At 53.2% G+C, this 24,425-nt stretch carries 20 protein-coding genes and 1 tRNA gene; 13 read left to right on the forward strand and 8 right to left on the reverse strand.

The annotated features are described in order from the left end of the window. Positions 1-37: 37 nt before the first annotated feature. From QWY83_RS13555 to QWY83_RS13595, 9 genes are all read left to right on the forward strand, one after another. A tRNA-Arg gene (locus tag QWY83_RS13555) sits at positions 38-114 on the forward strand. A gap of 114 nt (positions 115-228) precedes the next feature. Beyond that, on the forward strand, positions 229-1,626 hold the full coding sequence (locus QWY83_RS13560) for a site-specific integrase (protein ID WP_249947148.1): 1,398 nt from the start codon (positions 229-231) through the stop codon (positions 1,624-1,626). Positions 1,627-2,186: 560 nt separating this feature from the next. Further along, on the forward strand, positions 2,187-2,384 hold the full coding sequence (locus QWY83_RS13565; protein ID WP_249947147.1) for a hypothetical protein: 198 nt from the start codon (positions 2,187-2,189) through the stop codon (positions 2,382-2,384). Then, entirely contained in the window at positions 2,381-3,538 is a 1,158-nt protein-coding gene (locus QWY83_RS13570) for a hypothetical protein (RefSeq protein WP_249947146.1), read from the forward strand. The genes QWY83_RS13565 and QWY83_RS13570 overlap by 4 nt, the downstream gene beginning before the upstream one ends. Positions 3,539-4,642: 1,104 nt before the next feature. Then, the gene (locus tag QWY83_RS13575; RefSeq protein ID WP_249947145.1) at positions 4,643-5,104 is read left to right on the forward strand and encodes a hypothetical protein; all 462 of its coding nucleotides are present in this window, start codon (positions 4,643-4,645) and stop codon (positions 5,102-5,104) included. A gap of 398 nt (positions 5,105-5,502) precedes the next feature. Next, on the forward strand, positions 5,503-5,796 hold the full coding sequence (locus QWY83_RS13580; RefSeq protein ID WP_249947144.1) for a hypothetical protein: 294 nt from the start codon (positions 5,503-5,505) through the stop codon (positions 5,794-5,796). Positions 5,797-5,839: 43 nt separating this feature from the next. Then, the gene (locus QWY83_RS13585; RefSeq protein WP_249947143.1) at positions 5,840-6,397 is read left to right on the forward strand and encodes a hypothetical protein; all 558 of its coding nucleotides are present in this window, start codon (positions 5,840-5,842) and stop codon (positions 6,395-6,397) included. Between the two features lie 240 nt (positions 6,398-6,637). Next, on the forward strand, positions 6,638-9,598 hold the full coding sequence (locus QWY83_RS13590) for a DEAD/DEAH box helicase (RefSeq protein ID WP_249947142.1): 2,961 nt from the start codon (positions 6,638-6,640) through the stop codon (positions 9,596-9,598). A 56-nt stretch (positions 9,599-9,654) separates the two neighbouring features. Continuing rightward, positions 9,655-9,867 (forward strand): hypothetical protein, encoded by a 213-nt coding sequence (locus QWY83_RS13595; protein ID WP_249947141.1) that lies wholly within the window; start codon positions 9,655-9,657, stop codon positions 9,865-9,867. A gap of 225 nt (positions 9,868-10,092) precedes the next feature. On the opposite strand, the gene QWY83_RS13600 is transcribed toward QWY83_RS13595, so the two are convergent. The 5 genes from QWY83_RS13600 to tyrS all read right to left on the reverse strand — a co-directional run bounded on the left by QWY83_RS13600 (position 10,093) and on the right by tyrS (position 15,891). Continuing rightward, positions 10,093-10,806 (reverse strand): tetratricopeptide repeat protein, encoded by a 714-nt coding sequence (locus QWY83_RS13600; protein ID WP_249947140.1) that lies wholly within the window; start codon positions 10,804-10,806, stop codon positions 10,093-10,095. Between the two features lie 979 nt (positions 10,807-11,785). Continuing rightward, the gene (locus tag QWY83_RS13605; RefSeq protein ID WP_249947139.1) at positions 11,786-12,205 is read right to left on the reverse strand and encodes a cupin domain-containing protein; all 420 of its coding nucleotides are present in this window, start codon (positions 12,203-12,205) and stop codon (positions 11,786-11,788) included. An 84-nt stretch (positions 12,206-12,289) separates the two neighbouring features. Continuing rightward, positions 12,290-13,564 carry a phosphopyruvate hydratase gene (gene eno / locus QWY83_RS13610; protein WP_249947138.1) on the reverse strand — a complete coding sequence of 425 codons (1,275 nt, stop codon included), beginning with the start codon at positions 13,562-13,564 and terminating at the stop codon, positions 12,290-12,292. A gap of 51 nt (positions 13,565-13,615) precedes the next feature. Continuing rightward, positions 13,616-14,506, reverse strand: coding sequence for a DMT family transporter (locus QWY83_RS13615; protein ID WP_249947137.1), 891 nt, complete (start codon positions 14,504-14,506; stop codon positions 13,616-13,618). A 131-nt stretch (positions 14,507-14,637) separates the two neighbouring features. Next, a complete protein-coding gene (gene tyrS, locus QWY83_RS13620; RefSeq protein ID WP_067547795.1) occupies positions 14,638-15,891 on the reverse strand; it encodes a tyrosine--tRNA ligase in 1,254 nt (417 codons plus the stop codon). 63 nt (positions 15,892-15,954) lie between these two features. Here tyrS and QWY83_RS13625 point away from each other — a divergent pair, with 63 nt between their 5' ends. The 4 genes from QWY83_RS13625 (at position 15,955) to QWY83_RS13640 (ending at position 20,978) form a co-directional block, all read left to right on the forward strand. Next, positions 15,955-17,052 (forward strand): anhydro-N-acetylmuramic acid kinase, encoded by a 1,098-nt coding sequence (locus QWY83_RS13625; protein WP_249947136.1) that lies wholly within the window; start codon positions 15,955-15,957, stop codon positions 17,050-17,052. Between the two features lie 172 nt (positions 17,053-17,224). Beyond that, positions 17,225-18,586, forward strand: coding sequence for a cysteine--tRNA ligase (gene cysS / locus QWY83_RS13630; protein WP_249947135.1), 1,362 nt, complete (start codon positions 17,225-17,227; stop codon positions 18,584-18,586). Next, positions 18,586-20,214 carry a citramalate synthase gene (cimA, locus tag QWY83_RS13635; RefSeq protein WP_249947134.1) on the forward strand — a complete coding sequence of 543 codons (1,629 nt, stop codon included), beginning with the start codon at positions 18,586-18,588 and terminating at the stop codon, positions 20,212-20,214. The genes cysS and cimA overlap by 1 nt, the downstream gene beginning before the upstream one ends. After that, complete coding sequence (locus QWY83_RS13640; protein WP_249947133.1) at positions 20,211-20,978, forward strand: squalene/phytoene synthase family protein; 768 nt, start codon at positions 20,211-20,213, stop codon at positions 20,976-20,978. The genes cimA and QWY83_RS13640 overlap by 4 nt, the downstream gene beginning before the upstream one ends. On the opposite strand, the gene QWY83_RS13645 is transcribed toward QWY83_RS13640, so the two are convergent. From QWY83_RS13645 to cobA, 3 genes are read right to left on the reverse strand one after another with little or no spacing between them, the layout of a single operon-like run. Then, positions 20,979-22,229 (reverse strand): MFS transporter, encoded by a 1,251-nt coding sequence (locus tag QWY83_RS13645; RefSeq protein WP_249947132.1) that lies wholly within the window; start codon positions 22,227-22,229, stop codon positions 20,979-20,981. 37 nt (positions 22,230-22,266) lie between these two features. Then, on the reverse strand, positions 22,267-23,529 hold the full coding sequence (locus tag QWY83_RS13650) for a cobyrinic acid a,c-diamide synthase CobB (protein ID WP_249947131.1): 1,263 nt from the start codon (positions 23,527-23,529) through the stop codon (positions 22,267-22,269). Continuing rightward, positions 23,526-24,377, reverse strand: coding sequence for a uroporphyrinogen-III C-methyltransferase (gene cobA / locus QWY83_RS13655; RefSeq protein WP_249947130.1), 852 nt, complete (start codon positions 24,375-24,377; stop codon positions 23,526-23,528). The genes QWY83_RS13650 and cobA overlap by 4 nt, the downstream gene beginning before the upstream one ends. Positions 24,378-24,425: the final 48 nt, after the last annotated feature.

Below are 24,425 nucleotides of genomic sequence, written 5' to 3' on the forward strand. Positions count from 1 at the left end.
TGCGACCAGAAATCGCCACGGCTATAGAACGGCTTAGGCACCCGTAGCTCAGCTGGATAGAGCGCTGCCCTCCGAAGGCAGAGGCCACAGGTTCGAATCCTGTCGGGTGCGCCATTTTTCCGAAAAAATTTTGCGCCTTTTTGTCAAAAATCCTTGTAAATAAGGGGTTTTGTGTACAGTTTCGGGTTCGATCTTCTTTGGTACAAACTTTGGTACAAAGAGGAAGATGTGACTAGATTTGTATTCGATTACGGGATGTTTAGTGTGTCTGCAAAATATCTGAGTAAGCAAAACGGTAGCAACAACTATTACTATACCCGCAGAATACCTGCCGGCGTAGTCAGAGCATTAAAGGCTCAGAGCGGCTTTAAAGGGCCTGCAAAAATCAAAGAGGTCATCTCGACACGTACCGCTGATAGGCAGAAGGCTCTCAAGGAGGCTAGTCGTATCAATAGGTACCTTGAGGCTCAGTGGGCCGCTATTGAGGCTGGTGAGCCTACGATCGAGGTTATTAAGAGTTCTGAAGAGCTTTTCAAAACATATCACAATCAGCCTTTTGATCTTGGCGATTTCATCGAAGAGCGTCTTAGCGGCGAAGCTAAGAAAGAACTCTTTGATATAGCTTTGGCGGGTGGGAACCGCGAACGCGAAGATGACATCCTGGAGCAAAATCTCGATGATGTCACATGGCAGGCTTTGCAGCGTTCAAGAGGTATTGACCTGTGGTCTTTGTCTGCAATTCAGCAGGAGTACCTTGAGTTAAAAGGTTGGGCAAATAACCGTAAACAGAGGAACTCGGTAGACGGAGCCTTTGCAACATTTATTTCTGCACTGGGAGATATCTCGACCTCTGATGTAAGTCGATTGGACGTCCATCGGTTGGTGAAAAATCTAATAGAAGAGCAGGGGCTAAAGACCGCTACTGTAAAGCGTAAGCTAAGCGTTATCCGTGCGGCCATCAACTACGTCGGTCAGTTACGTGAAATCGAACTTCATAATCCGTTCAAGAATGTCGAAATCCCCAATCTGTTAGAAGATGCCAAAGACCGAGAAGATTTCACTAAAGAGCAGCAAGAAATGATCCGAACAAGGCTCACGACGACCAACGAGCCTAATGAGATAGACAATCTTATCGGGCTCCTTATGGATACAGGTATGAGGGTTGCAGAGGTGGTTGGTTTGCAGGCCGATGATATCGTCTTAGATGCTGAAGTGCCTCATATTCGACTTCATCGGAACTCAATGCGGCGTTTGAAGACTAAAAGTTCGAAGCGGCTTGTGCCCCTTGTCGGAGCCGCACTTTCCTCGGCACTACGTGTCAAAGGAAATTCTGATACTTTTGTTTTTCCCCGCTACGTTGATGAAGATAGTGGAACTCTAAAAAACGACACAGCGTCTGCGTCTGTTAATAAGCGTCTAAAGGTGTGGTTGGGCGAGGGGGCTCCTACTTGTCATAGCTTTAGGCATACTATGGCAACGCGCCTTAGAAATGTTGGGTGCCCCAAGGATGTTCGTGACGAGTTAGGTGGCTGGGCAAAGAGTATCAGTGACAACTACGGTAGCCCTACTGACCTACGGTTAAAGCGAGAATATCTTCAGAATTCTATCGATACCGTTCGACGCTGAGAGCTGGCTTGGTCCAGATATATCAAAGCCAGCATAGAGCATGAGGCTGACAGCCCTTTTCTTGATAATGACCAGAGATCGGGATTCAGCGTAGTCGGTCGAAAAAGTAGTCGCCTTTTGCAATCCTATTTTCAATGAAAAGACCCAATCGGATTAGCATAACGAATAAGCTTTGGTGCCTTGGCCTCGACAACTCCATCCGCACAGCGTCATGTTAATCACAGGCCGTACCAAAATACGCAAAAAGCACCTACTCGAGAACATAGCTGAGTGCTCTCAGCAGTGGCTTCTATCGAGTCACACCCTGACTGGTGTGAGCAGACGACTGAGCATTTTGTCGCTGTAGAGCTGAACACGTGATCTAGTGTGCTTGTGTCCTAAGACCTCTCCTCCACTCCCAAGCCTCGCATAGGCGGTCTCAATCCTTTCCATGAATGTCTCTTAACGGCGGATTAACGTGATCCGCCGAGCGTTGTCGTTGGCGCGTGAGAGGCATTCATCGAGCGGATTGCTCGACAACGAAAATCAACGAAAGACGGAGAAATCCCATGAATATTATGATGACTGGCAAAGAGTGCCCTGTCATTATCCACGACTATGGCTGTGGGTATGGCAAAACGACAATGATGATCGAAGGCTTCACTGATAATGAGCGTTACCTAGTAATCGTTCCTTACATCTCGGAGGTCACTTGGACTATTGACCGTGATATGATTGTGTTCACTGAGCAGGTTGCTGATTGGGAGGGTGAGGAATGACTGCGGTTCCCAATAAAAAGAAACCGAACTCAGTTGCCAAGAAGAAGTTCGGCAAGACCTATCCAATCGTTAATAGCCCAGAGACAACGCTTAAAGATTTCTGGCTACTTCCTTTGTCAAAGGTCACAAACCGAGATGGCTCTGTGATCTTTAAGCATGAGGCGGAGCTTGAATCTGGACACAAGCTAATTGTTGAAGCAAGTGCCCAACTCAAAATCGGTCACACAAAACTATTTGATGTGCTGATGGAGAGTCTATGGACGCACAGTTACTACGATAAGGCCGAGCTTCTGACTGTAGATATCGTATCTGAAGCAATCGGCGTTGCTTATGAAAAACTCGATGCCGATTTAAGGCGTAGTATCACTTGCGAAAAGTATGATGCTGAACGTCTGAGCGCGGTTAAGGCCCTTCTGAATAATGCTCAACTCGAACGTTTCGAGTCCAAAAAGCCAACGGCTGCAAAGATACGCCAGAAGCTTAAAGACTTCGTTGACGCAATGCTTGAAGTCAGTGCAGCCCGAAGCAAGAAAAGCAGTGTTCGTGATACTATCGTACTGGGCGTACGGGGCACATTGAACCGCGTGGGCCGTAATGATCATAGGAAAACCCAGCGAGAGCTATTGTTCGCGGAACTAAAAACTTTGCAGAACACCTTTGTCTGCGTCGAGAATGCCGAAGGCTCATGGTTTAGGTACGGATTGATCAAATCGGTAGCATACGATCAGGCATATGACCGCATTGCTGTGACGTTCACTGAGGAATACCTGAAGCACTTTGGGTCGAGTGAGTACAGTCTCAAGTTCCTGTCGTCACAAGCTCGAGATAAGCTCACTTCAACGATCTCTCTCGGCATGATGCGATACTTGCAGGTTGCAGGTGCTAGCCGTCAGCGAGATGGGACCTTCGGGGTGAAAACATCCGTGTCTCGCGATGAGTTGATCAAGGTGCTTTCGCTCGAAGGCTCTGTGCGCCCAGACAACGCAATCACTCGAGCTTTTAGGGACATCAAAAAAGCAGTTGGCATCAAGTACGATTACAACAGAGGGACACAACTCTATACCCTGAATAAATCAGCGTATAAGGTTGTAGACCTTCTTCCGGAGGGTTTTGTTGATCAGGACGAATACATCACGGACGACCAGAACAACTAAGGTAGGCCTTCGGGCCTTCCTCACATAGAAATTATCGCCGTGATTTGATGCGTTGGTGTCATAACTTGGTGCTAATACAACATAGATTGATTCATTTGTAACATTGATTGGTTCATGTGAATCATGAGTTGATTCAAATGCACTTGTATTAATCAATAAAATAAGGAATTTTTGAAGTCACCATATAGCTAACAGATAGATACATATATCTATCAAATAGCTTTCATGGCGCTACGCTGCCGCCCCCTTTGAGGGGGGGCGTCCGCTGCACCCTGGGAAAAAGAAGTCCCGAAAGCGAACCTAGAGCGCTGTGTGATCTTTGGCTGTATGTGATCTGCTCACGCAGTGAGCTTTAAGACGAATTCGCCTTTTTTAAAAAGTCGCGATGGGCCAAAGTATGCCGCCTAGCCTTTGGGTGGTCAGCTTAAACTCACCTACTGTGGTCAGGGCTCTCAGAACCCGATTACAGGTGCATTTCAGATTTTGCTGGAGGTTACTGCTGAAGCTTTCGATACCCCTCCCCGCGAGGCTGTGAATGGCCTTGCGAAGCTTAAAGCGATCGAATGGATGACGCTTCGGTTAAGCTGCTTAATGCAGGTAGGCCCGTACAGCCACGGAGGGCCCTGTGTGGCGACGGTTATGATTGTGCTGCCTTTGGGCGACTTGGTTCGTCATGGGCTCCAGCGAGCTTCTCCGCGGCTCTAAGGTGCTTGTGGCGAGGTGCGCGTATCCGCCGGGTTCCTATGCATCTATTTAGGTGGGGATTGCTGGCCGTGGCCATGCCTGCCTCTCAGAGCCTAATGTTGCTTCAGTTGTGGTTGGATGGTGATGTAAGCAGGCTATCGGGCAACCATCAGGGTTGGCGCATTATGTGTTGAGAGAGTAGCGTCCTATTTTTTTGCTGTTTGTTGAGTGGGTTTGCTAAGATTGCAGTAAGGTTTCATGTGCAAGCACATACTTTTGATGTAAAAAGCGGTGCGTATCTACTGTCCAATCCTAAAGCTAGCCTGTCAGGACTCCAAAGATCAGATATGCACGCACTGTGAAATTGGATCGGTCGAATGAGGCTGCTAATATTCTGATGATGTCGAAGAGGAACTGCAGATGTTTAGTTCTAAGCAGGTGATCGCGATTTTAGGAGCGGCGATATTGAACGTTATGGCGGGGGCAGCGCCTGCCGACGAAGTAGTGCTGTATTGTGCGGAACAGCACATGGCGGGCATGCAGAACCAGGATGGTAATTGGTCGGGATTTTATGGCGGTGAGGAGTTTGGTCGCCGTTATGCTATCAGGTTCAATGATGGCATGACTGAAGTATCTGGCGTACAAGGTTCGGATACGGTGCATCGCTGTGAGAGGTATTTTCCTAACAAAGCTCCAGACGTCGTTACCTGCGTAAACTCTCAAGTTGCTACAATGCACTTTAGTTATTCGACTGAAAGCAAGCGTTTTGTGCTGGCAATGCTTGGGCCCGGTGGATGGCTGGCAGAGGGTACCGAGCGCGGGGAGCAATATGATGATTACCTGCCAGAGCAAGTAATAATGGGTCAATGCCAATCCTTCTAATTTAAATCTGCTTGCTTTTAGTCTCAGAGTGGTAGTCTATGGTTGGGAGTGAAATTTAGACTTCTCAGTCGATAAATTTGAATAGGGCTTTGAACATGAGAACAGCGGCTCTCTTTGCATTTTCTGTAGTTTGCTTATCAACTTTAGCGGGCTGTAAGGATCAGGTCTATGGTATGGGGTTAGTGCCCCAAAACGTTACTGGTGACGAGCATCATGTGAGTGTTTTTAATGTTTGGAAGGCATCTGATGCACAGCCCCTAGCGGATAGATGGTGCCTGCAATACGACAAAAGGGCAGTCTTTTCGAGTTCGGCTCCGATCACAATGATTTTTGATTGTGTCTAACTTCGATTGTGATGGCGACATACTATTCACGTGCAAGGAAAAATGGGTCAATAAATGGATTATCAAATTATTTTGATCATTACTGTATTGGGCGCGATCATCGCAACGGTGCTTAACAATGATAAAAGGCGCGCAGTCCAAGAAATTAAGGATGCACATCGAAAAGAAAAAGAAGATGCCGCCCTCGCTCACCTTAGTCGTGAAGAGCGAGCCAAAAGAGATTTGGAGCTCAAGGGAAATATGCATGATTGGTTGGTTTTGGGGGTCATAGATGCGCAACAGCACAGCGATAAAGTAATTGAGATAAATAAAAAATATGGTCTAAAAGCGACTTTCACGGGGTATTAGTAATTCCTGATGTGAAATTGGTGGTGGTCTGGAGATTAAGTTAATGACGAGCAATAGGTTATTTGGTTTGAGTGGGCTTTTTGTGGCTTTTTTATTTCCAAGCTTTGCATTGTCTGAGGTTGTAGCTGGAGACTTTACCTGTAGAGTGAGGGATAATTTCGAAGTTGGTATTGGTTTTGATGGTCGAACATTTATTGAAAAGCGTGAAGTTGGCGAACAATTCGTAATCCACTATGAGATCAACCATTGGCCTATTATTCAAAAAGCTACCGTAACATTTGGGACGGATTTTTTTCATAATCACAGGGACATTCAGACAATTTTTGATGCGAAGGATTCGAATGATCTATCGGTTATGAATCCAGATGCAGAAGTACCTTTTGTTGTACTTAATCACGGGAAAGAATTTAGTGTGAGCATGATTGGCTGGCACATCCCTGAATTCACCATGATATTTAAAAACGGGGTTTGGTTGGGTGCATACTCATATAGCTTTAGTGGCCATTCGGGTGCATCAGCCATAACTACACTAAGTGTTTGTGATACCAACCCAGAAGATTACGAAGTTTTCGTTGATACTCTTTTAAGTTACGTGAATTGAATGCAATTTTCAGTCGCAGAAATTAGTCGAACTTCAAGTGACAGATTACCTCTGATGTTCCAAATTGGGTACTCGATTTGCACTAATTTAGTGAAAGAACTTCCAAATTTTGATCACTGTATCTGGAATGGCATCTGCAGCGTCATCTACCGTCAAACTCCTGAAATACCATTACGTGTTGAGCTAGCTTGCAATAATCATCAGGATGAAGCCACGACCTTTTTGTTTCTGAGGTAAGCCATGGCCTCGTTTGACCAGTTTATAGCATCTCTTGAGGAAGAGTTTGGTGAACAAGGCAAAGGGAAGCCCTTTGAGCTGTTTTGTAAGTGGTTCTTGGAGAATGACCCTGAATGGTCAGCTACGATTGATAAGGTCTGGTTGTGGGACGATTACCCAGAGAAGTGGCAACGTCAGGACCTTGGGACTGACTTAGTCTTCAGAGATAATGATGGGTTGATCTGGGCCGTCCAAGCCAAGTGCTATTCCGAGCATCGAACTACGACCAAAGGGGACCTGAACTCGTTCCTTGCCGATACTGGTCGCAAGGAGGTCGATAAGCGGCTCTGGATGCAAACCACCAACAAGATGGAAGCCAAGGCTTTGAAGACCATCAAAGGTCAGGACAAGCCTGTCACAGTATTCCAGCTTCATGACTTTCGTGACGCCCAGATTGTTTACCCAGAGAGCTTCTCGAATATTCACAAGGCTAAGGTCAAGGATAAGCCCAAACCCGACACGCATCAGTTAGAGGCCATTCAGGCTGTTCGGGAAGGCTTACAGGCCAATGACCGTGGTCAACTCATCATGGCCTGCGGCACGGGCAAGACCTTCACGACCCTATGGATCAAAGAAGCGCTGGGCGCTGAGACTACCCTCGTACTACTGCCATCGCTGAGCCTCTTGTCTCAGACAATGCGAGAGTGGGCTTGGGCCAAGAACCAGCACTTTGAAATTCTGAACGTCTGTTCGGACAAGTCTGTCGGGGCACGATCCAAAGACGCCGAAGATATGCTTGTTGCAGATGCGTCCTTCCCTGTAACATCAGACACCGAAGAGATCGGCAGGTTTCTTCAAAAAGCTGGCCCAAAGGTTCTCTTCTGCACCTACCAATCGTCAGAGCTCATAGCTCAGGTTCAGGCTGACATTTCTGTTCCAGCATTTGATCTGGCTATTGCGGACGAGGCTCATAGATGTGCAGGTAAGGCTGATGCAGGTTTTGCAACGATCTTGGATGGTGAAAAGATCAGAGCAGCCAAAAGGCTCTTCACGACAGCTACACCTCGCTACTTTGGCAAAGCCATCAAGGACGAGGCTAATGCTCGGTCCATCGATGTCATCGGAATGGACAACGAGGAAATCTTTGGTCCTGTCGTCCACAAGCTTAGCTTCGGAGAGGCAATCCAAAGGGAACTCCTAACTGACTACCAAGTGGTTATTGTTGGTGTCGATGAGCCGATGGTGAAGGAGTGGATCGACAACTATGAAATCGTTTCAGCTAACCCCGATAAACAGCACGATGCTCGGACTCTGGCAGCAAAGATCGGCTTAATCAAAGCAATCAAGGACTACGATCTAGAAAGGGTGATCTCGTTCCACAGCAATATCCGCAGGGCAAGAGACTTCTCTGAAGAGTTACCCGAGATTGTTGAGATGGTTGAGGCAGAGCATCGCCCAAGTGGTGAGTTTCTCTCGAACTATGTCTCTGGCGAAATGAAGGCTGGTGACAGGAAAGATAAGATCGAAAAGCTCAAGAAGCTGGAAGGCTTCGACAGAGGCATCCTCACCAATGCTCGTTGTCTAGCTGAGGGTGTCGACGTTCCGTCTCTTGACGGTGTCGCCTTCATTGATCCACGTGGCAGTCAGGTAGACATCATTCAGGCTGTTGGACGGGCAATCAGGAAGGTCCGAGGGGCAATAGTCCAAAAGAAGGGTACCATCGTTATACCAGTCTTCATTGAGGATGGTGACAACGCAGAAGCCTCCATTGAGGCAAGCAACTTCAAACCTGTTTGGGATATCCTAAAGGCTCTTCGTTCCCATGACGAAGAATTAGCGGTAGTGCTCGATGCTTATCGGACCAACATGGCTAAGAATGCCAGTCAGTCGAAGGAAAACATCAGTGACAAGGTAATCTTCGACCTCCCACACTGTGTGAGAGCAGAGTTTGCAGGAGCTTTGAGGACTGTTCTGGTCGAAGCTACCACCGCTTCATGGGAGTTCTGGTTTGGGCTGTTGGAGCAGTTCAAACTAGAGAAAGGCCACTGCCGAGTTCCTAAACGCTTTAAACTAGGGGGGGGCAATCTTGGGTTTTGGGTGGCAACTCAAAGGCAAGCAGGGGGCGACCTGTCTCCTGACCGGATGAAGAGATTGGATGACATAGGCTTTGTCTGGGACGCAGTATCCGATGCATGGGACGAGGGTTTCACTAAGCTGGTTCAGTTCAAAGAACGGGAAGGTCACTGCAGAGTTCCCCAACGTTTTAAGCTAGATGGGTTCAATCTTGGGACTTGGGTGAGCAATAAGAGAGCCACACAATGCAAGCTGTCCTCTGAACACAGGCATAGACTGGATGGCATAGGGTTCGTTTGGGACCCCAATGCCGACCGATGGGAAGAAGGCTTCAGCAAACTGCTTCAGTTCAAAGAACTTGTAGGCCATTGCAGAGTTCCCCAACGTTTTAAGCTAGATGGGTTCAATCTTGGGCCTTGGGTTGGTACTCAAAGGACTATTCAAGACAAACTGCCCCCTGATCGGAAGAAGAGATTAAATGACTTAGGTTTCATCTGGGATGTAATTACCGAACAGTGGGAAGAAGGTTTTAGAAAGCTGCTTCAGTTCAAAGAGCGGGAAGGCCATTGCAGGGTGCCTGATGGTTATAACCCAGATGGATATAACCTTGGGAATTGGATTACGGTTCAAAGGCGGATTGAAGACAAACTGCCCCTCGATCGCAAGACGAGATTGGATGAATTAGGCTTCGTCTGGGACCCTCTATCCGAACAGTGGGCAGAAGGCTTCAGCAAACTGCTTCAGTTCAAAGAGCAGGAGGGTCACTGCAAAGTTCCGCAAGGCTTTGGCATGGATGGGTTCAACCTTGGGACTTGGGTATCCAATCAAAGGAGCAAAAAGGACCGCTTGTCCCCTGACCGGAAGCGGAGACTAGATGAGATTGGCTTTGTCTGGGATACCTCAAACCGTTGAACTCCAGCCATTGTAACCCCTTACAACACAGATCAGGCTGACCATTTCGTCTTTTAATGGCGCTTTTTGACAGCGTAAACAAGCAACCAAGTCTGTATGTCACCATCCTAAGTGAAGAGGGTTTGGCTGTGTTCGCCTCAGACTGCCATGCCATTGCACGGGCCAACGCCTGCTTGGCAGGTACCTTCAGCATCGTCATCGCCACCACCCTGCATGTCAAAGACTATATCAGTTCGGTTGCCAATAACTGCAATCATGGATCGCTGTAGGAAACTACTTCTACCCATTCACCTTCTTCGATGCGCAGTTCTCTTAGAAGCGGCACAATCGACTGAAACGTCTCCCAGTATTCATTCCATGTAGCCATGGCGAAGCAAGTATCGGCCCCAGCCATGCTCTCACCTGCGGCACCCTCATATGATGTTCCGTGCAGGGGGACCAATTAACCACATTAAGGGAAGTCCTGCCATCATTCTTCCTCCTTAGGTAGGCTCTCAGCGGCCACAGTTCTTGTAGTCTTGAGCGAGGCATTTGGATGCGAGAGCTTGTGCCTCCGCGATTTGAGCAGGAGTCATTTTGACTGCAATTAGTGTATCTCGCTGAGCCGCGGCGTCTGGGAATCCACCTGCAGCGGCCAAGTTACTCCACATGTGCGCGATAACGTAATCCTGCGGTACGCCGTCACCTGTTAGGTACATTGAGCTGAGAAGCCCTTGAGCATTCATATGGCCTTGCTCTGCTGCCAACCTTAGCCAGCGGGCTGCTTCCGCAGGATTTTTCGATACGCCCCGCCCTAAAATGTACATCCCGCCGAGATAGAATTGGGCTATGCTATTCCCTTGCTCTGCGGCTTGTTGATACCAATGCAGCGCCTGTGAATAATCTTGCGGAACAGCTTGTCCCTCATAGTAAAGAGCGCCGAGGTCGAATTGGGCGCTCATTTCGCCTTGCTCTGCAGCCATTTGATACCAGTGAAAAGCCTCGGCGTAATCTTGTGATACTCCATTTCCCTTTCGATACATCTCCCCAAGGGCGGCTTGCGCTCTCATGTCTCCCAACTCGGCCAACGGATAAAATTCCGCGAATGCCGCCTCAAAATCCCCGCGGGAATAAGCCAGCAAGGCCCTGTCGTAATCTTGCGACAATGCATTGCTTCCAATGCTAGCTGTAAAAGTAGAAGCTAAGAGAAGAGTCTTCATGCTGATCATGTTGTTGGTTACGCTTCCTGCCAAAATTTAAGGTTCAAATTCCTAAATCCGATTTAGGCTTGAATGGATAGGTTTCGCCGGGGAACTCTATAATATGCATCTTGACGATGTCTTTCTCAAACTCGTTTAGGCAAGTAAGAAAACAATGTCCGCTCCTCCGAGCGAGAACTTCGAGAACTCTATAACGCCATATGGTAAGTTTTCAAACCTTAGCTGGCTTTACCGCAGTCGGAATACTCCGAACGGCTTGATATCATCATGCAATCTTCAGGGCTGTCATCGGACGATAAATAGACGTCGAGGCGGTCGAGGTTTGTGGTCAAGATGGGCTCACTTTCAATAGTCGGACATATTAAGAAAAAGACAGAGTAATTGGCCAGGAAATTCTCCGGCCGCGTACATTGAGAGCGGACAAATCTACAATGAAACGCCCCTATGAAGGAGAACCTCGGGTGAATGGAGATAGGCGGGCGCAGTACGACTAGAAGGCTGAAATATCACCTTTGCAGAAAGCCCCCAAATGAAGGGGCTGCAAGCCATTTCTCTCCCGAGAGTACGCCCTTTGTGTATCCCTCGTCTTCAGCCAATATTTATGAGTGCACAACAGCCAAGTTGATCCCTCAGGCGGCACTACGATTGCGTAACGTTGGGCTGCAAAAAAATATTTAAAAAATCTGAAGGGGAATTCATCGAGAGGTGAATGGCGGTTTCCCCCATGCCCCCCCGCCAATAGTGATTAGTTGATGGAATACTTGCAGTTTCGCACCTTCAAATAAAGCCTTGGTGTGGGTGAGGGGAGGTGCGTGAGAAGTTCCGATCTACTTCGTAAATAATAGCTCTCATCATAGACCGAACTTTGGTACGAACTTTGGTACAAAATGAAGGTAGTGGTGGACTTGATGTTTTGGTTATAACCTTTTAAATAAGGTGTGCATTCGCTTGCGAGTGCAGGGAGTTCGAATCCTGTCGGGTGCGCCATTTACCTCTGAATATCGAACTCTGGCGGCGCGAGGGTGAAGCCTTCGAACTGGAACGCGGGCGATACCGTGCAGCCGACGAGCGTCCAATCACCAGTCGTTTTCGCGGCCTGCCAGTGATCTTTGGGCACGATGATTTGCGGGGCTTCGCCATTGAGCAGATCAGGCCCGAGGATGTGATCAACGGCTGGTCCATCATCATCCGCAGCCATCGACAGAATGATCGGGGCACCCGCGTAATAGTGCCAAATCTCGACCGCATCGACCTTGTGCCAATGACTGCTTTCGCCTGATTTGAGCAGGAAATAGATGCAAGTCCCCGCAGGGCGGCCTTCACCGTCCGCAATCCACGTTTGGCGGTAATACCCGCCTTCGGGATGTGGCTGCAGATCAAGGTGCGCAATGATATCGTCGGCTGTCATGCACTTAGCCTAAGACGCAACCAAACGTCCTACAACGAAAAAGCCCCGCACAAGGCGGGGCTTCTCAATCAGTTTTCGACCTGATTACTTCAGGATCGAACGACCTGCGTATTGAGCGGTCGCACCCAGCATTTCCTCAATACGGATCAGCTGGTTGTATTTTGCCAGACGGTCAGAGCGCGACAGCGAACCCGTTTTGATCTGACCGCAGTTGGTTGCAACTGCGAGGTCAGCGATGGTCGCGTCCTCGGTTTCGCCCGAACGGTGCGACATGACGTTAGTGTAACGTGCACGATGCGCCATATCGACGGCCTTCAGGGTTTCTGTCAGCGAACCGATTTGGTTCACTTTCACCAGCATGGAGTTCGCAACGCCCTGAGCGATGCCATCTGCCAGACGGGCAGGGTTCGTCACAAAGAGGTCGTCGCCAACCAGCTGTACCTTGTCGCCGAGCTTTTCAGTCAGCAGTTTCCAGCCAGCCCAGTCGTCTTCTGCCATGCCATCTTCGATCGAGATGATCGGGTAGTCAGCGCAGAGAGCGGCGAGGTAGTCAGCGTTTTCTTCAGAGGTCAGCGATTTGCCTTCGCCCTTCATCTCGTATTTGCCATCGACGAAGTATTCGGTCGATGCGCAGTCGAGAGCGAGGTAGATGTCTTCGCCAGCTTTGTAGCCCGCTTTTTCAATCGCGGTCAGGATGAAATCGAGAGCCTTACGGGTCGATTCCAGCGCAGGTGCGAAGCCACCTTCGTCGCCGATACCAGTGTTGTAACCAGCAGCAGAGAGTTCTTTTTTCAGGGTGTGGAACACCTCAGAACCCATGCGGATCGCTTCTTTCACGTTCGCTGCCGAAACTGGCATGATCATGAATTCTTGGATGTCGATTGGGTTGTCTGCGTGCTCGCCACCGTTGATGATGTTCATCATTGGAACAGGCAGAACGCGTGCGGAGGTGCCGCCAACGTAACGGAACAGCGGCTGACCTGTGTATTCTGCCGCAGCTTTGGCAACAGCGAGCGATACGCCGAGGATCGCGTTTGCGCCCAGACGACCTTTGTTCGGGGTGCCGTCGAGTTCGATCATCGCTTCGTCGATCTCAACTTGCTCCAGAACATCGTAACCGACGAGGGTTTCTGCGATTTCGCCGTTGACTGCAGCAACCGCTTCGAGAACGCCTTTGCCCATGTAACGGGATTTGTCGCCGTCACGCTTTTCTACGGCTTCATGTGCGCCGGTCGATGCGCCCGAAGGAACCGCAGCGCGGCCCATGGTGCCATCCTCAAGGATGACGTCGACTTCGACAGTCGGGTTGCCGCGGCTATCAAGGATTTCGCGGGCGTGGATGTCGATGATTGTGCTCATGAAGACAGGTCCTGTGCTGAAATGTCGTTATTTTCGTCCGCTCTATAACCGTCAACTTGACGAAGGGGAAGCGGAACGAGAGCGGGATTCGCGGTAGAACGTATAAATCCCCGATGTAATGACAATAAGAACGCCTAAGAGCATGACGCCATTGATCGAGTCACCTTCGTCAAACACGATCAGACCAACGGCCAGCGCAAAGACAATTCGTGTGTAACGGAACGGTGCGATCACCGCCATATCACCAAGCCGCGAGGCCATGATCAAAAGATAATACGCGCCCGTGCCGATCAGAACGCCCGCAACGATGTAGACCCATTGCAGTGCCGTCGGACGGACGAAGCTCTCGCCGGAATAGAGCAGAATGGCCCAGCCCAATGGCACGATTGTCAAAAATCCCCATGCGGCAAGCTGGAGCGAATGCAGGTGTCCCTTAAGCGCCCGTGTGGTCACATCGCGCATCGCCATGCCGAGAACACCGATAAACGCTAGGATCAGCAGCGGATCGTAGTTCGAACTCCCTGGCTGGATCACGAGGAGAACCCCGAGAAAGCCCACGCCAATCGCGGTCCAACGCCGCCAGCCAACCTTTTGACCGAGGAACAGCGCAGCCCCCATCGTCACAAACAAGGGCAGGGCCTGCATGACCGAAGAGGTCGCCGCCAATGCGCCACTTGTGAACGCTAGAACGTATGCACCCGTGCCGATGAACTCGCCAATGTTGCGGATCACCACGCCTTTTTCGATCAGTTTGGGCGAGAGCAGGCGAATCCCCTTGGGCAACATGAACGCCCAATAGGCCATCGTGCCGAGTGCGCCGAGGATGATTAGAACCTGACCGGTCGGCATGCCGTTCTCGCTGGCCAGCTTGATAAACATATCCTCAAGCGCAAAGCCTGCCATTGCGATGGTCATCAATATCGCGCCGCGGATGTTTTCCATGGTCTAGCCCCAAATATGTTCGCGCAATCGACTTAGCTGGAAATTTGATCAAACGGAATAGAGTGTCGCAACTTAACCACGAAAAAGGGCGGCCCACTGGACCGCCCCGTTATTCGGTTCTGTCAGATCGTTTAACCGATCGTCACCAGCGCATGGCGTTTCTTACCCGCCGAGAGCTTGAGCGGCTCTGCCAGATCAGCCGCGCTGAACATACGACCCGCATCCGAGCAAGGCTCGTCATTAACGCGCAAGCCACCTTCAGAGATCAGGCGCTTGCCGTCCTTACCCGTTTTGGCGAGGCCCGAGCGGACAACGAGTTGCGCTAGCGAAATACCATCGGCCACTTCTCCCGCGTCGAGCGTCAGCGTGGGCAGATCATCACCCACGCCACCTTTTTCGAACACTTCGCGCGCGGTGGCCTCAGCCGCAGCCGCAGCTTCGGCACCGTGTAGAAGGGTTGTGACCTCGTTTGCGAGGATGATCTTCGCCGCGTTGATCTCGGACCCTTCAAGAGCGCCAAGACGTTCGCACTCTTCGACTGGAAGTTCAGTGTAGAGCTTCAGGAAACGACCCGTGTCGGCGTCGGTGGTGTTGCGCCAGAACTGCCAGAATTCGTAGGGCGATTTCATATCGGCGTTCAGCCAGACCGCACCATCCTGCGATTTGCCCATCTTCTTGCCGTCCGAGGTGGTCAGAAGCGGCGAGGTCAGGCCAAAGATTTGTTCGTCCACAACGCGGCGCGTCAGGTCGATACCGTTGACGATGTTGCCCCACTGGTCCGATCCGCCCATCTGCAACAGACAGCCATAACGGCGGTTCAGTTCGAGGAAGTCGTAAGCCTGAAGGATCATGTAGTTGAATTCGAGGAACGACAGCGATTGTTCACGGTCGAGGCGCGATTTCACCGATTCAAACGACAGCATTCGGTTGACCGAGAAGTGGCGACCGATATCGCGCAGGAACTCGAGGTAGTTCAAACCGTCGAGCCACTCTGCGTTGTTGAGCATCAGCGCTTTGTTCGGGGCGTCCGTGTCGTAGTCGATGTAGGCCGCGAACACCTTCTTGATGCCTGCTATGTTGTCGTTGATCTGGTCTTCGGTCAGCAACGGGCGTTCGTCCGCACGGAACGACGGGTCGCCCACCTTTGTCGTGCCGCCGCCCATCAGGGTGATCGGCTGGTGACCGGTCTTTTGCAGCCAACGCAGCATCATGATCTGGATCAGCGATCCGACGTGCAGCGACTTCGCCGTTGCGTCAAAGCCGATATAGGCCGGAACCACGCCCTTGCTCAGTGCCTCATCGAGGCCTTGATAATCCGTGCAGTCCGAAAGGAAGCCGCGTTGCATCATGACAGCCATGAAATCGGATTTGGGATGGTAGGTCATCGTCTTGTCCTTGGTTTTCGTTCGCGGCACTCTATAAGCGGCTCAACGGGTGAGGGAAAGCGTATGTTGAAGTCTGGGGTAATTCGGGCGCTTGGTGCGATGTCTGGGACATCGTTAGACGGCGTAGATGCGGCTGTTTTGGTGACAGATGGCGTCACGATCACCGAATTCGGCCCGTCCGATTTCCGTCCCTATTCCAAAGAGGAATCATCGGTGCTCCGCGCGGCCTTGGGGAAATGGGGTGGCGCAGAGGTCGAAGCGGCCGCCGAAGTCATCGAAACAGCCCATGCGCAAATCCTGTCAGGGTTCGAAGATGTCGACCTGATTGGCTTCCACGGCCAGACCGTCGCCCATGACCCCGCCAACCGTGGCACGCTCCAAATCGGGGACGGCGCACTGCTGGCCGAAGTGCTCGAACGACCTGTCGTCTGGGACTTCCGCAGCAACGATGTGAAACTGGGCGGGCAGGGTGCGCCACTCGCCCCGTTCTACCACTTCGCCCTCGCGAAATTCATCGGCGCCACCGCGCCCGTCGCGTTCCTGAACCTCGGCGGCGTAGGCAACATCACGTGGGTCGATCCGACAAAAGCAAAGCCAGAGGACGCAGGCGCGCTGATCGCCTTTGACACTGGCCCCGCCAACGCGCCAATCAACGATCTGATGGTCAAACGCTTGCGCGTGGATCGGGATGAAAACGGTGACCTCGCTGCCGAAGGTAACGTGGATGAAGACATCCTGAACCGCTTCCTCGACCACCGCTATTTCTACAAAATCCCGCCCAAATCCCTAGACCGCGATGATTTCGCAGCTTTGGCGACTGAGGTCGAAGCCCTATCCGACGCCGACGCCGCAGCGACCCTAACTGCCTGCGCTGCGATGGCTGTCGTCAAAGGGATGGAACACTGTCCCTCGGTCCCCGCGAAATTGCTCGTCACAGGGGGCGGGAGGCACAATGCAACCCTCATGGCGATGCTCTCCGCTGGCCTCGATTGCGAGGTTGCGCCTGTCGAGGATGCCGGCCTCGATGGGGATATGCTAGAGGCCCAAGCCTTTGCCTTTCTCGCCGTCCGCTTGGCCCGTGGTTTGCCGACCTCTTGTCCTTCGACGACAGGCGTTGGTGCGGCCGTGGGGGGCGGCACGGTCAGCCATCCCCTGCGCTGATCTATAGACAGCCCCGTATTCCAGTGCTAACGATAGCCTCATGAAGAGCAACGCAATCATTATCAACTGCATTATTACCTGCTGACAAACGTCACGCGGGCCGCTCTTTCACGTTTCATTCGGATCAGTAAGTTGCTAAGCCCGCAGGCGAAAACCCTGTGTGAGAGGCCGTATGACCACGATCAAACTCCATAACTCGAAGACCCGCAAAAAAGAGGTCTTTGAACCGATCGACCCGCAGAACGTGCGCATGTATGTCTGCGGCCCGACCGTTTATGACCGCGCTCACCTTGGGAACGCGCGGCCAGTACTGGTGTTTGATATTCTCTACCGTCTTCTTCGCCATGTTTATGGTCCAGATGCAGTGACTTACGTGCGGAACTTCACTGACGTTGATGACAAAATCAACGCCCGTGCCGCCCGCGATAATCGCTCGATCCGTGACATCACCGATGAAACGATCGCGTGGTATCATGACGATATGGATGCACTCGGCGCGATGCGTCCGAACCATGAACCCCGTGCGACCGAATGGATCGGCGCGATGGTGTCGATGATCGAGGACCTGATCGCCAAAGGTCATGCCTACGAAAAAGAAGGCCACGTGCTTTTCCGCGTGCGGTCCTACGAAAACTACGGCGCCCTGTCGGGTCGTTCGGTTGACGACATGATCGCCGGCGCCCGGGTCGAGGTCGCACCGTTCAAAGAAGACCCGATGGATTTCGTCCTCTGGAAACCCTCGGACGCTCAAACACCTGGTTGGGACAGCCCTTGGGGATATGGTCGCCCTGGCTGGCACATCGAATGTTCCGCCATGTCCTATGAACTCTTGGGCGCATCGTTCGATATCCACGGCGGCGGCAACGACCTCCAGTTCCCGCACCACGAAAACGAAATCGCCCAAAGCTGCTGCGCCCACCCCGAAGGTGGCTTTGCGAACGTCTGGCTGCACAACGAAATGCTTCAGGTTGAGGGCAAGAAGATGTCCAAATCCTTGGGCAACTTCTTTACCGTCCGCGACCTCTTGGATCAGGGCATCCCGGGAGAGGTCGTGCGCCTCGTGATGCTCGGCACCCACTATGGCAAACCGATGGACTGGACCGAAAAGAAACGGTCCGAGGCAGAGGCGACACTGCGAAATTGGCGCGGGCTGGTCGCTGGGGTTGACGCGGGTGCCGTGGATCAAGAATTGATCGACACGCTGGCCGATGACCTGAATACCGCGGGTGCCATCGCGCGCCTCTACGTTCTGGCAAAAGGCGATGCTTCGGTCTTCAAAGCTTCGGCAGAGTTCATGGGCTTCCTCACCGATGCCCTCGGCGATTGGGCCAAGGTTGATGATGTTGATCTGTCCGCCCTTGCTGACAAACTCGCCGCTCTGCGCACGGCAGCAATGGAAACCAAAGATTTCAGCGCTGTTGATGCGATAAAAAACGCACTAATGGAGGCGGGCGTTGAGGTCCGCATGTCCAAAGCTGGAGTGGAACTTCTGCCCGCCGCAGGGTTCGATGCCGCGAAACTGGAGGGTCTATAATGACCAAAGAACGTCTTTACCTTTTCGACACCACACTGCGCGACGGTCAACAGACCCAAGGCGTGCAGTTCTCAACGGGTGAAAAGCAAAAGATTGCGGCCGCTCTGGATAAGCTCGGCATCGACTACATCGAAGGCGGCTGGCCGGGTGCGAACCCGACCGATAGCGATTTCTTTGACGCGGTGCCTGCGCTGGCGAACGCGACGATGACGGCCTTTGGGATGACCAAACGGGCAGGGCGTTCGGCTGAAAATGACGATGTTCTAGCGGCGGTGATGAACGCGAATACGCCTGCAGTGTGCCTTGTCGGTAAGACGCATGATTTCCATGTGACCACCGCGCTTGGCATCACGTATCAAGAAAACACTGAAAACGTCCGCGCCTCGATCGCGCATATCGTGGCCTCGGGCCGCGAGGCGTTGTTCGATGCAGAGCACTTCTTTGACGGCTACAAGTCGAACCCAGAGTATGCGCTCGAAGTGGTAAAGGCCGCGTTTGACGCGGGCGCTCGTTGGATCGTGCTCTGCGACACCAACGGCGGCACCCTGCCGTCCGAGGTGAAGGCGATCGTTGGCAAAGTGATCGAGGCGGGCATCCCAGGGTCCCACATCGGTATCCATTGCCATGATGACACGGGCCACGCTGTCGCGAACTCTCTCGCGGCAGTGGATGCGGGGGCGCGTCAAATTCAGGGCACGCTGAACGGTCTGGGCGAACGCTGCGGCAACGCGAACCTGACGACGATCATCCCGACGCTCTTGCTCAAAGAACCGTATAAATCGACGCTCGACACGGGCATCACGACCGAGGCTTTGGCGGGGATGCGTAAACTCTCGCGTCTGCTCGACGATATCCTGAACCGCGTGCCTGCGAAACAGGCGCCTTACGTTGGGGCCTCGGCCTTTGCGCATAAGGCGGGCCTTCATGCGAGCGCGATCCTCAAGGATCCATCGACTTACGAACACATCGACCCCGCTTTGGTCGGCAACAGCCGCATCATCCCGATGTCGAACCAAGCAGGCCAGTCGAACCTCCGCCGCCGTTTGGCAGAGGCTGGGTTTGAGGTGGACGACAAAGATCCCGCTCTGCCGCGTCTCCTCGAAGAGATCAAAGAGCGCGAGTCCCGTGGCTATTCCTACGACACCGCTCAGGCATCGTTCGAACTGCTGGCCCGTGAAACACTGTTCCAACCGCGTCCGTTCTTTGACGTGGACCGTTACCGCGTGATCACCGAACGCCGCCGTAATGCAAAGGGCGAAGTGATCAGCGTGTCCGAGGCCGTCGTCTCCGTCTGGATCGGCACACAACGCGTGACGTCCTTCTACGAGAACGAACATGCGGACCAACTCACTGACGCTGGTCCTGTGAACGCGCTGTCGATGGCGTTGGCCAAAGACCTCGGTCCGTATCAGTCCTTGATCGAGGATATGGAGCTGGTCGACTTTAAGGTCCGTATCACAAATGGCGGCACCGAGGCTGTGACCCGCGTGATCATCGACAGCGAAGACAGCACAGGCCGTCGTTGGTCCACCGTTGGCGTGTCCGCGAACATAATCGATGCGTCCTTTGATGCGCTCCTCGATGCGGTGAACTGGAAACTCGTCCAAGACGGAGCCGAACCCGTATGACCCTGAACGCCTGCGCTGAACTGGTTCGTCAGGGCGACCCTGATCGTTTTCTCGCGACAATGGCCGCCCCACCAGAGGCGCGGGCGAAACTCTTTCCGCTCTATGCCTTTAACCTAGAGGTCGCAAAGGCCCCATGGGTGACGCGCGAACCGATGATTGCGCAGATGCGGCTGCAATGGTGGCAGGACATCGTGACCGAAGTGGTCGAGGGCAAACCGCCCCGTGCGCATGAAGTGGCGGGTCCTTTTGCAGAGGTCGTGAAATCCGCTGCTCTGCCGCCGTCTGTGATCTCGACCATGATCAATGCGCGGTATTGGGACATCAACGGCGACCTCTTCGAAAACGAAGAGGCCGTGATCGCTCATATCGACCGTGGTGCAGGGAGCCTGACCGTACTGGCGGCTTTGGCGCTGGGTGCGGATGCTGAGAAAGAAGAAGCCATCCGCGAGGCCGCTATCGCCTCTGGCATCGCCAACTGGCTATTGGCCGTTCCCGCGATCAAGGCCGCGGGGCGCAAACCTTTGGCCCATGAAACACTGGCCGAGGTAAAGAACCTCGCCGACTACGGCCTTCGGATGCTTGCAAATCACCGCAGCACCGACTTTGGCCCCGCAGTTCCAGCCTTGCGCGCTGGATGGCGCGCCAAGGCGATCCTCTCAGCCGCTATTGCTGATCCACAATCGGTCCCCGACGGACGCCTGACCACGTCAGAGTTCCGCCGCAAGGGTTCGCTCATGCTGAAACAGCTAACGGGCCGTTGGTGATCAGAGGTCTTTTGGACGCAGCGCCAACCAGATCAGCGATCCACCGGCAAGCGCGAGGAATGGCACCATCGCCACGTTGACAGCCGTCCAGCCGTCAATCGGCGACCCGCCCGAACAGTTCATCAGACCGCCCGACGCCAGCGACGCCACCGTCACGCCGCCAAAGACCAACAGGTCGTTCAGCCCCTGAATGACACCGCGTTCATGCGGCTCGTGCGCCTGTGCCAACATCGTTGTTGCGCCGATAAAGCCAAAGTTCCAACCTACACCCAAGAGGATCAAACCGGCGTAAAAGCTCAACAGCGACGGCGACGACGCCTCATCAGCGAGCTGCACACCAGCGAGTGCCGCGATCCCAGCAAAGGCGAGGATCACAAGGCCCGTCGCCATGATCGTTTTTACGCCAAAGCGTGCAATCAGGTGACCGGTAAAGAACGACGGAATGAACATCGCCAGAACGTGCGCGGTGACGATATCGTTTGAACTATCAACGCCGTAGCCGCAGCCCACAACCGCCAGTGGGGTCGAGGTCATCACAAGGTTCATCAGCGCATAGCTGACCATACCAACGATGATTGCCACGATGATCGGCGGATGTGCGAGCAGCGCTTTACGTGTCCGCGCAATTGGCGCATCCAGAACTTTCGGCGCCGACTTGCTGCCTTTTGGCAAGTCGAGCGCGAGGAAAAGGAACAGACCAAACAGGTTGATCGCCACGATCGCGAGGTAACTGCCAAGGAACGGAATGACCGGATTGATGTCACCGACCACTTTGTTCAACTGTGGCCCAACGATTGCGGAAATCAGACCACCCGCCATCACATAAGAAATCGCCTTGGGCTTGAACGTGTCAGTCGCTGTGTCTGTCGCGGCAAAGCGGTAGAAGCCCTGCGCCGACATATAGATACCCGTGATATAGGACCCCAAGAGGAACAACGGGAAGTTCGCGAAATAGAGGCCAGCCGCCGAAATCATCGCGCCCAGCATCCCCGCAAAAGCACCGAGCATGAACCCAAACTGACGCCCGTTGCGCTGCATTAGCGGCGACAGCCACGGTGCAGTGGTCATTGACCCGAACACGATCATCGAAATCGGCAATGTCGCCCAGCAAGGGTTCGACGCCAATTGTTTGCCCGCAAGACCGCCAATGGCAAAGATCATCGGCATTTGTGCGCCCAAAATCGCTTGGGCCACCACCAGCACTGCTACGTTGCGTTTCGCGCGGCGGTCGTCGGTATAGATCGTATCCATGGGAAGTCCTAAATTCGTTACCGCCTTTGTGACGGCCTTAACACATGGCGTCAATCACATGTGCAAACGATCCATAGGCGCGGCCGAGCCGCAGTCCCATCGCGGGCAGGTCGTTGCCCTCGGCATCTTGGGCAGTAAACAACGCGTCACCTTCCGCGTTTATCGTGGTCGCATAGTGGAACTCATGCGCGGCCCAATGCCCTGCGAATGGACCCTGTGTGCCCGTCACTGTCCGATACCCCAGATGCAGTTTTCGTTGTGCAAACGATGTTTCCAATCGCAACAGCCCAGCCATCTCGTGTCGCGTTCCATCGGCATCAATCAGACCGTCACCCATGACCATATAGCCACCACATTCTCCATAAATATCAGTGGTTAATGCGGTGCCCTTTAGGTTCTGGATAAACCCTGATCCGACAATCTGACCCGCGTAAAGCTCTGGATAGCCACCAGGTAGATAAACCAGATCAGCCTCTGGGATCGGATCCCCATTGAGCGGTGAAAATGGAATGACTTCAGCCCCATTGCGTCGCCAATCTGCAATCATATGCGGATAGGAAAAGGCAAACGCGCGGTCTTGGGCCAGTGCAATACGCTGCGCGGGTGCTGTGAGGCCAGCGTGGGTGCCTGTCGCAACTGGGCGCAACAACTGCCGCAGCGTGTCAATGTCCACATGACGACGGACAAGAGCGGCAGCACTGTCCAAAAACGCATCTAAATCTTCGCGCTCGTCCGCTTGAACTAGACCAAGGTGACGGGACGGCTGAACGATCTGCGCATCACGTGGAACGGCCCCAAGAACGGGAATGCCTGTCGCGCTAAGTGCGCGGCGTAGAATGCCCTCGTGTCGCGGCGATCCGACTTTGTTCAGGATCACGCCCGCAACGGTCACGTCCGACGCAAAGCCCGCAAAGCCAGCGACCAGTGCTGCGATCGAACCCGCCATCCGCGCCGCATCAACCACCAAAACGACCGAGAGGCCCAGCGCACGGGCCAAATCCGCGCTTGACCCACGGTCATCAGGCGGTGCGCCGTCAAAGAGGCCCATCGCGCCCTCGACAATGAGCGGCCCATCACCAGCGGCGAGCGACCGAATACGATCAGGCGTCATCGCCCAAGCGTCCAAGTTTACACAGGGTTGTCCGCTGGCAACCGCATGAAATCGAGGGTCAATGTAATCAGGGCCAGATTTCGCACCGCGTACGTTCAGCCCGTCTTGGGCCATGGCGCGCAAAAGGCCCAAGGTGATCGTCGTCTTGCCCGATCCCGAAGCGGGTGCAGCAATGACGATCCCTGTCATGCGCTCTCTGCCGGACGACCACGCCCAAGGGGATCGAGGTTGCGCGGTTCAATGCCCTCAGCAAGGCTCTGCCAATCTAGAACCTGACGCATGAGGACCGAACGGCCCACGCAAATAATCGCAGGTGGTTCTAGCCCAGCGGCCGCGATGTCGGCCTCTAGGGTGCCCAAGGTGGACTCCAAAACCTGCTGGTTCGGCGTTGTAGCATTGGTCACGACAGCAACAGGTTCCGACAGCGGACGACCTGCATCAATCAGGCTACCTGCGATCAGGGCGATATGCTTCATCCCCATGTAGATCACGAGGACTTGCGACCCTTTGCTGATCGCCGCCCAATCGAGCGACTGTGGCGTTTCACCCGACTGGTCGTGCCCCGTGACAAAGGTCACCGATTGGTTCACGTCGCGGTGGGTGACAGGAATGCCTGCGTATGCCAAACCGCCGATACCTGCCGAAATGCCGGGGATAATCCGCACCGGAACGCCATGCTGGATCAGGGTTTGCGCTTCTTCGCCACCGCGGCCAAAGACAAACGGATCGCCGCCCTTGAGACGCAGAACCTTTTTGCCCTCTTTCGCCATATCGACGAGCTGGAGCGAGATGTCGCGCTGCTTTGCCGACGGTTTGCCGCCGCGCTTGCCCGCGTAGATATGTTCCGCATTCGGGGCGAGCGCGAGGATCGCCTCATCCACGAGCGCGTCATAGATCACCACATCCGCTTGTTGGAGGCCGTTCACAGCATGCAAAGTCAGCAGCCCAGGGTCACCAGGGCCAGCACCACAGAGCCATACCCAACCGGGTTTCAAAACGGGCCATGTCTGGCCGGAAAAGGGAAGCGAGTCGATCATGGGGTGGTTATGCCCCGTAAGCGGACCTGAATAAAGGCGACAAACGAC

The organism is Marivivens donghaensis (assembly GCF_030410045.1).
Lineage (GTDB): Bacteria > Pseudomonadota > Alphaproteobacteria > Rhodobacterales > Rhodobacteraceae > Marivivens > Marivivens donghaensis.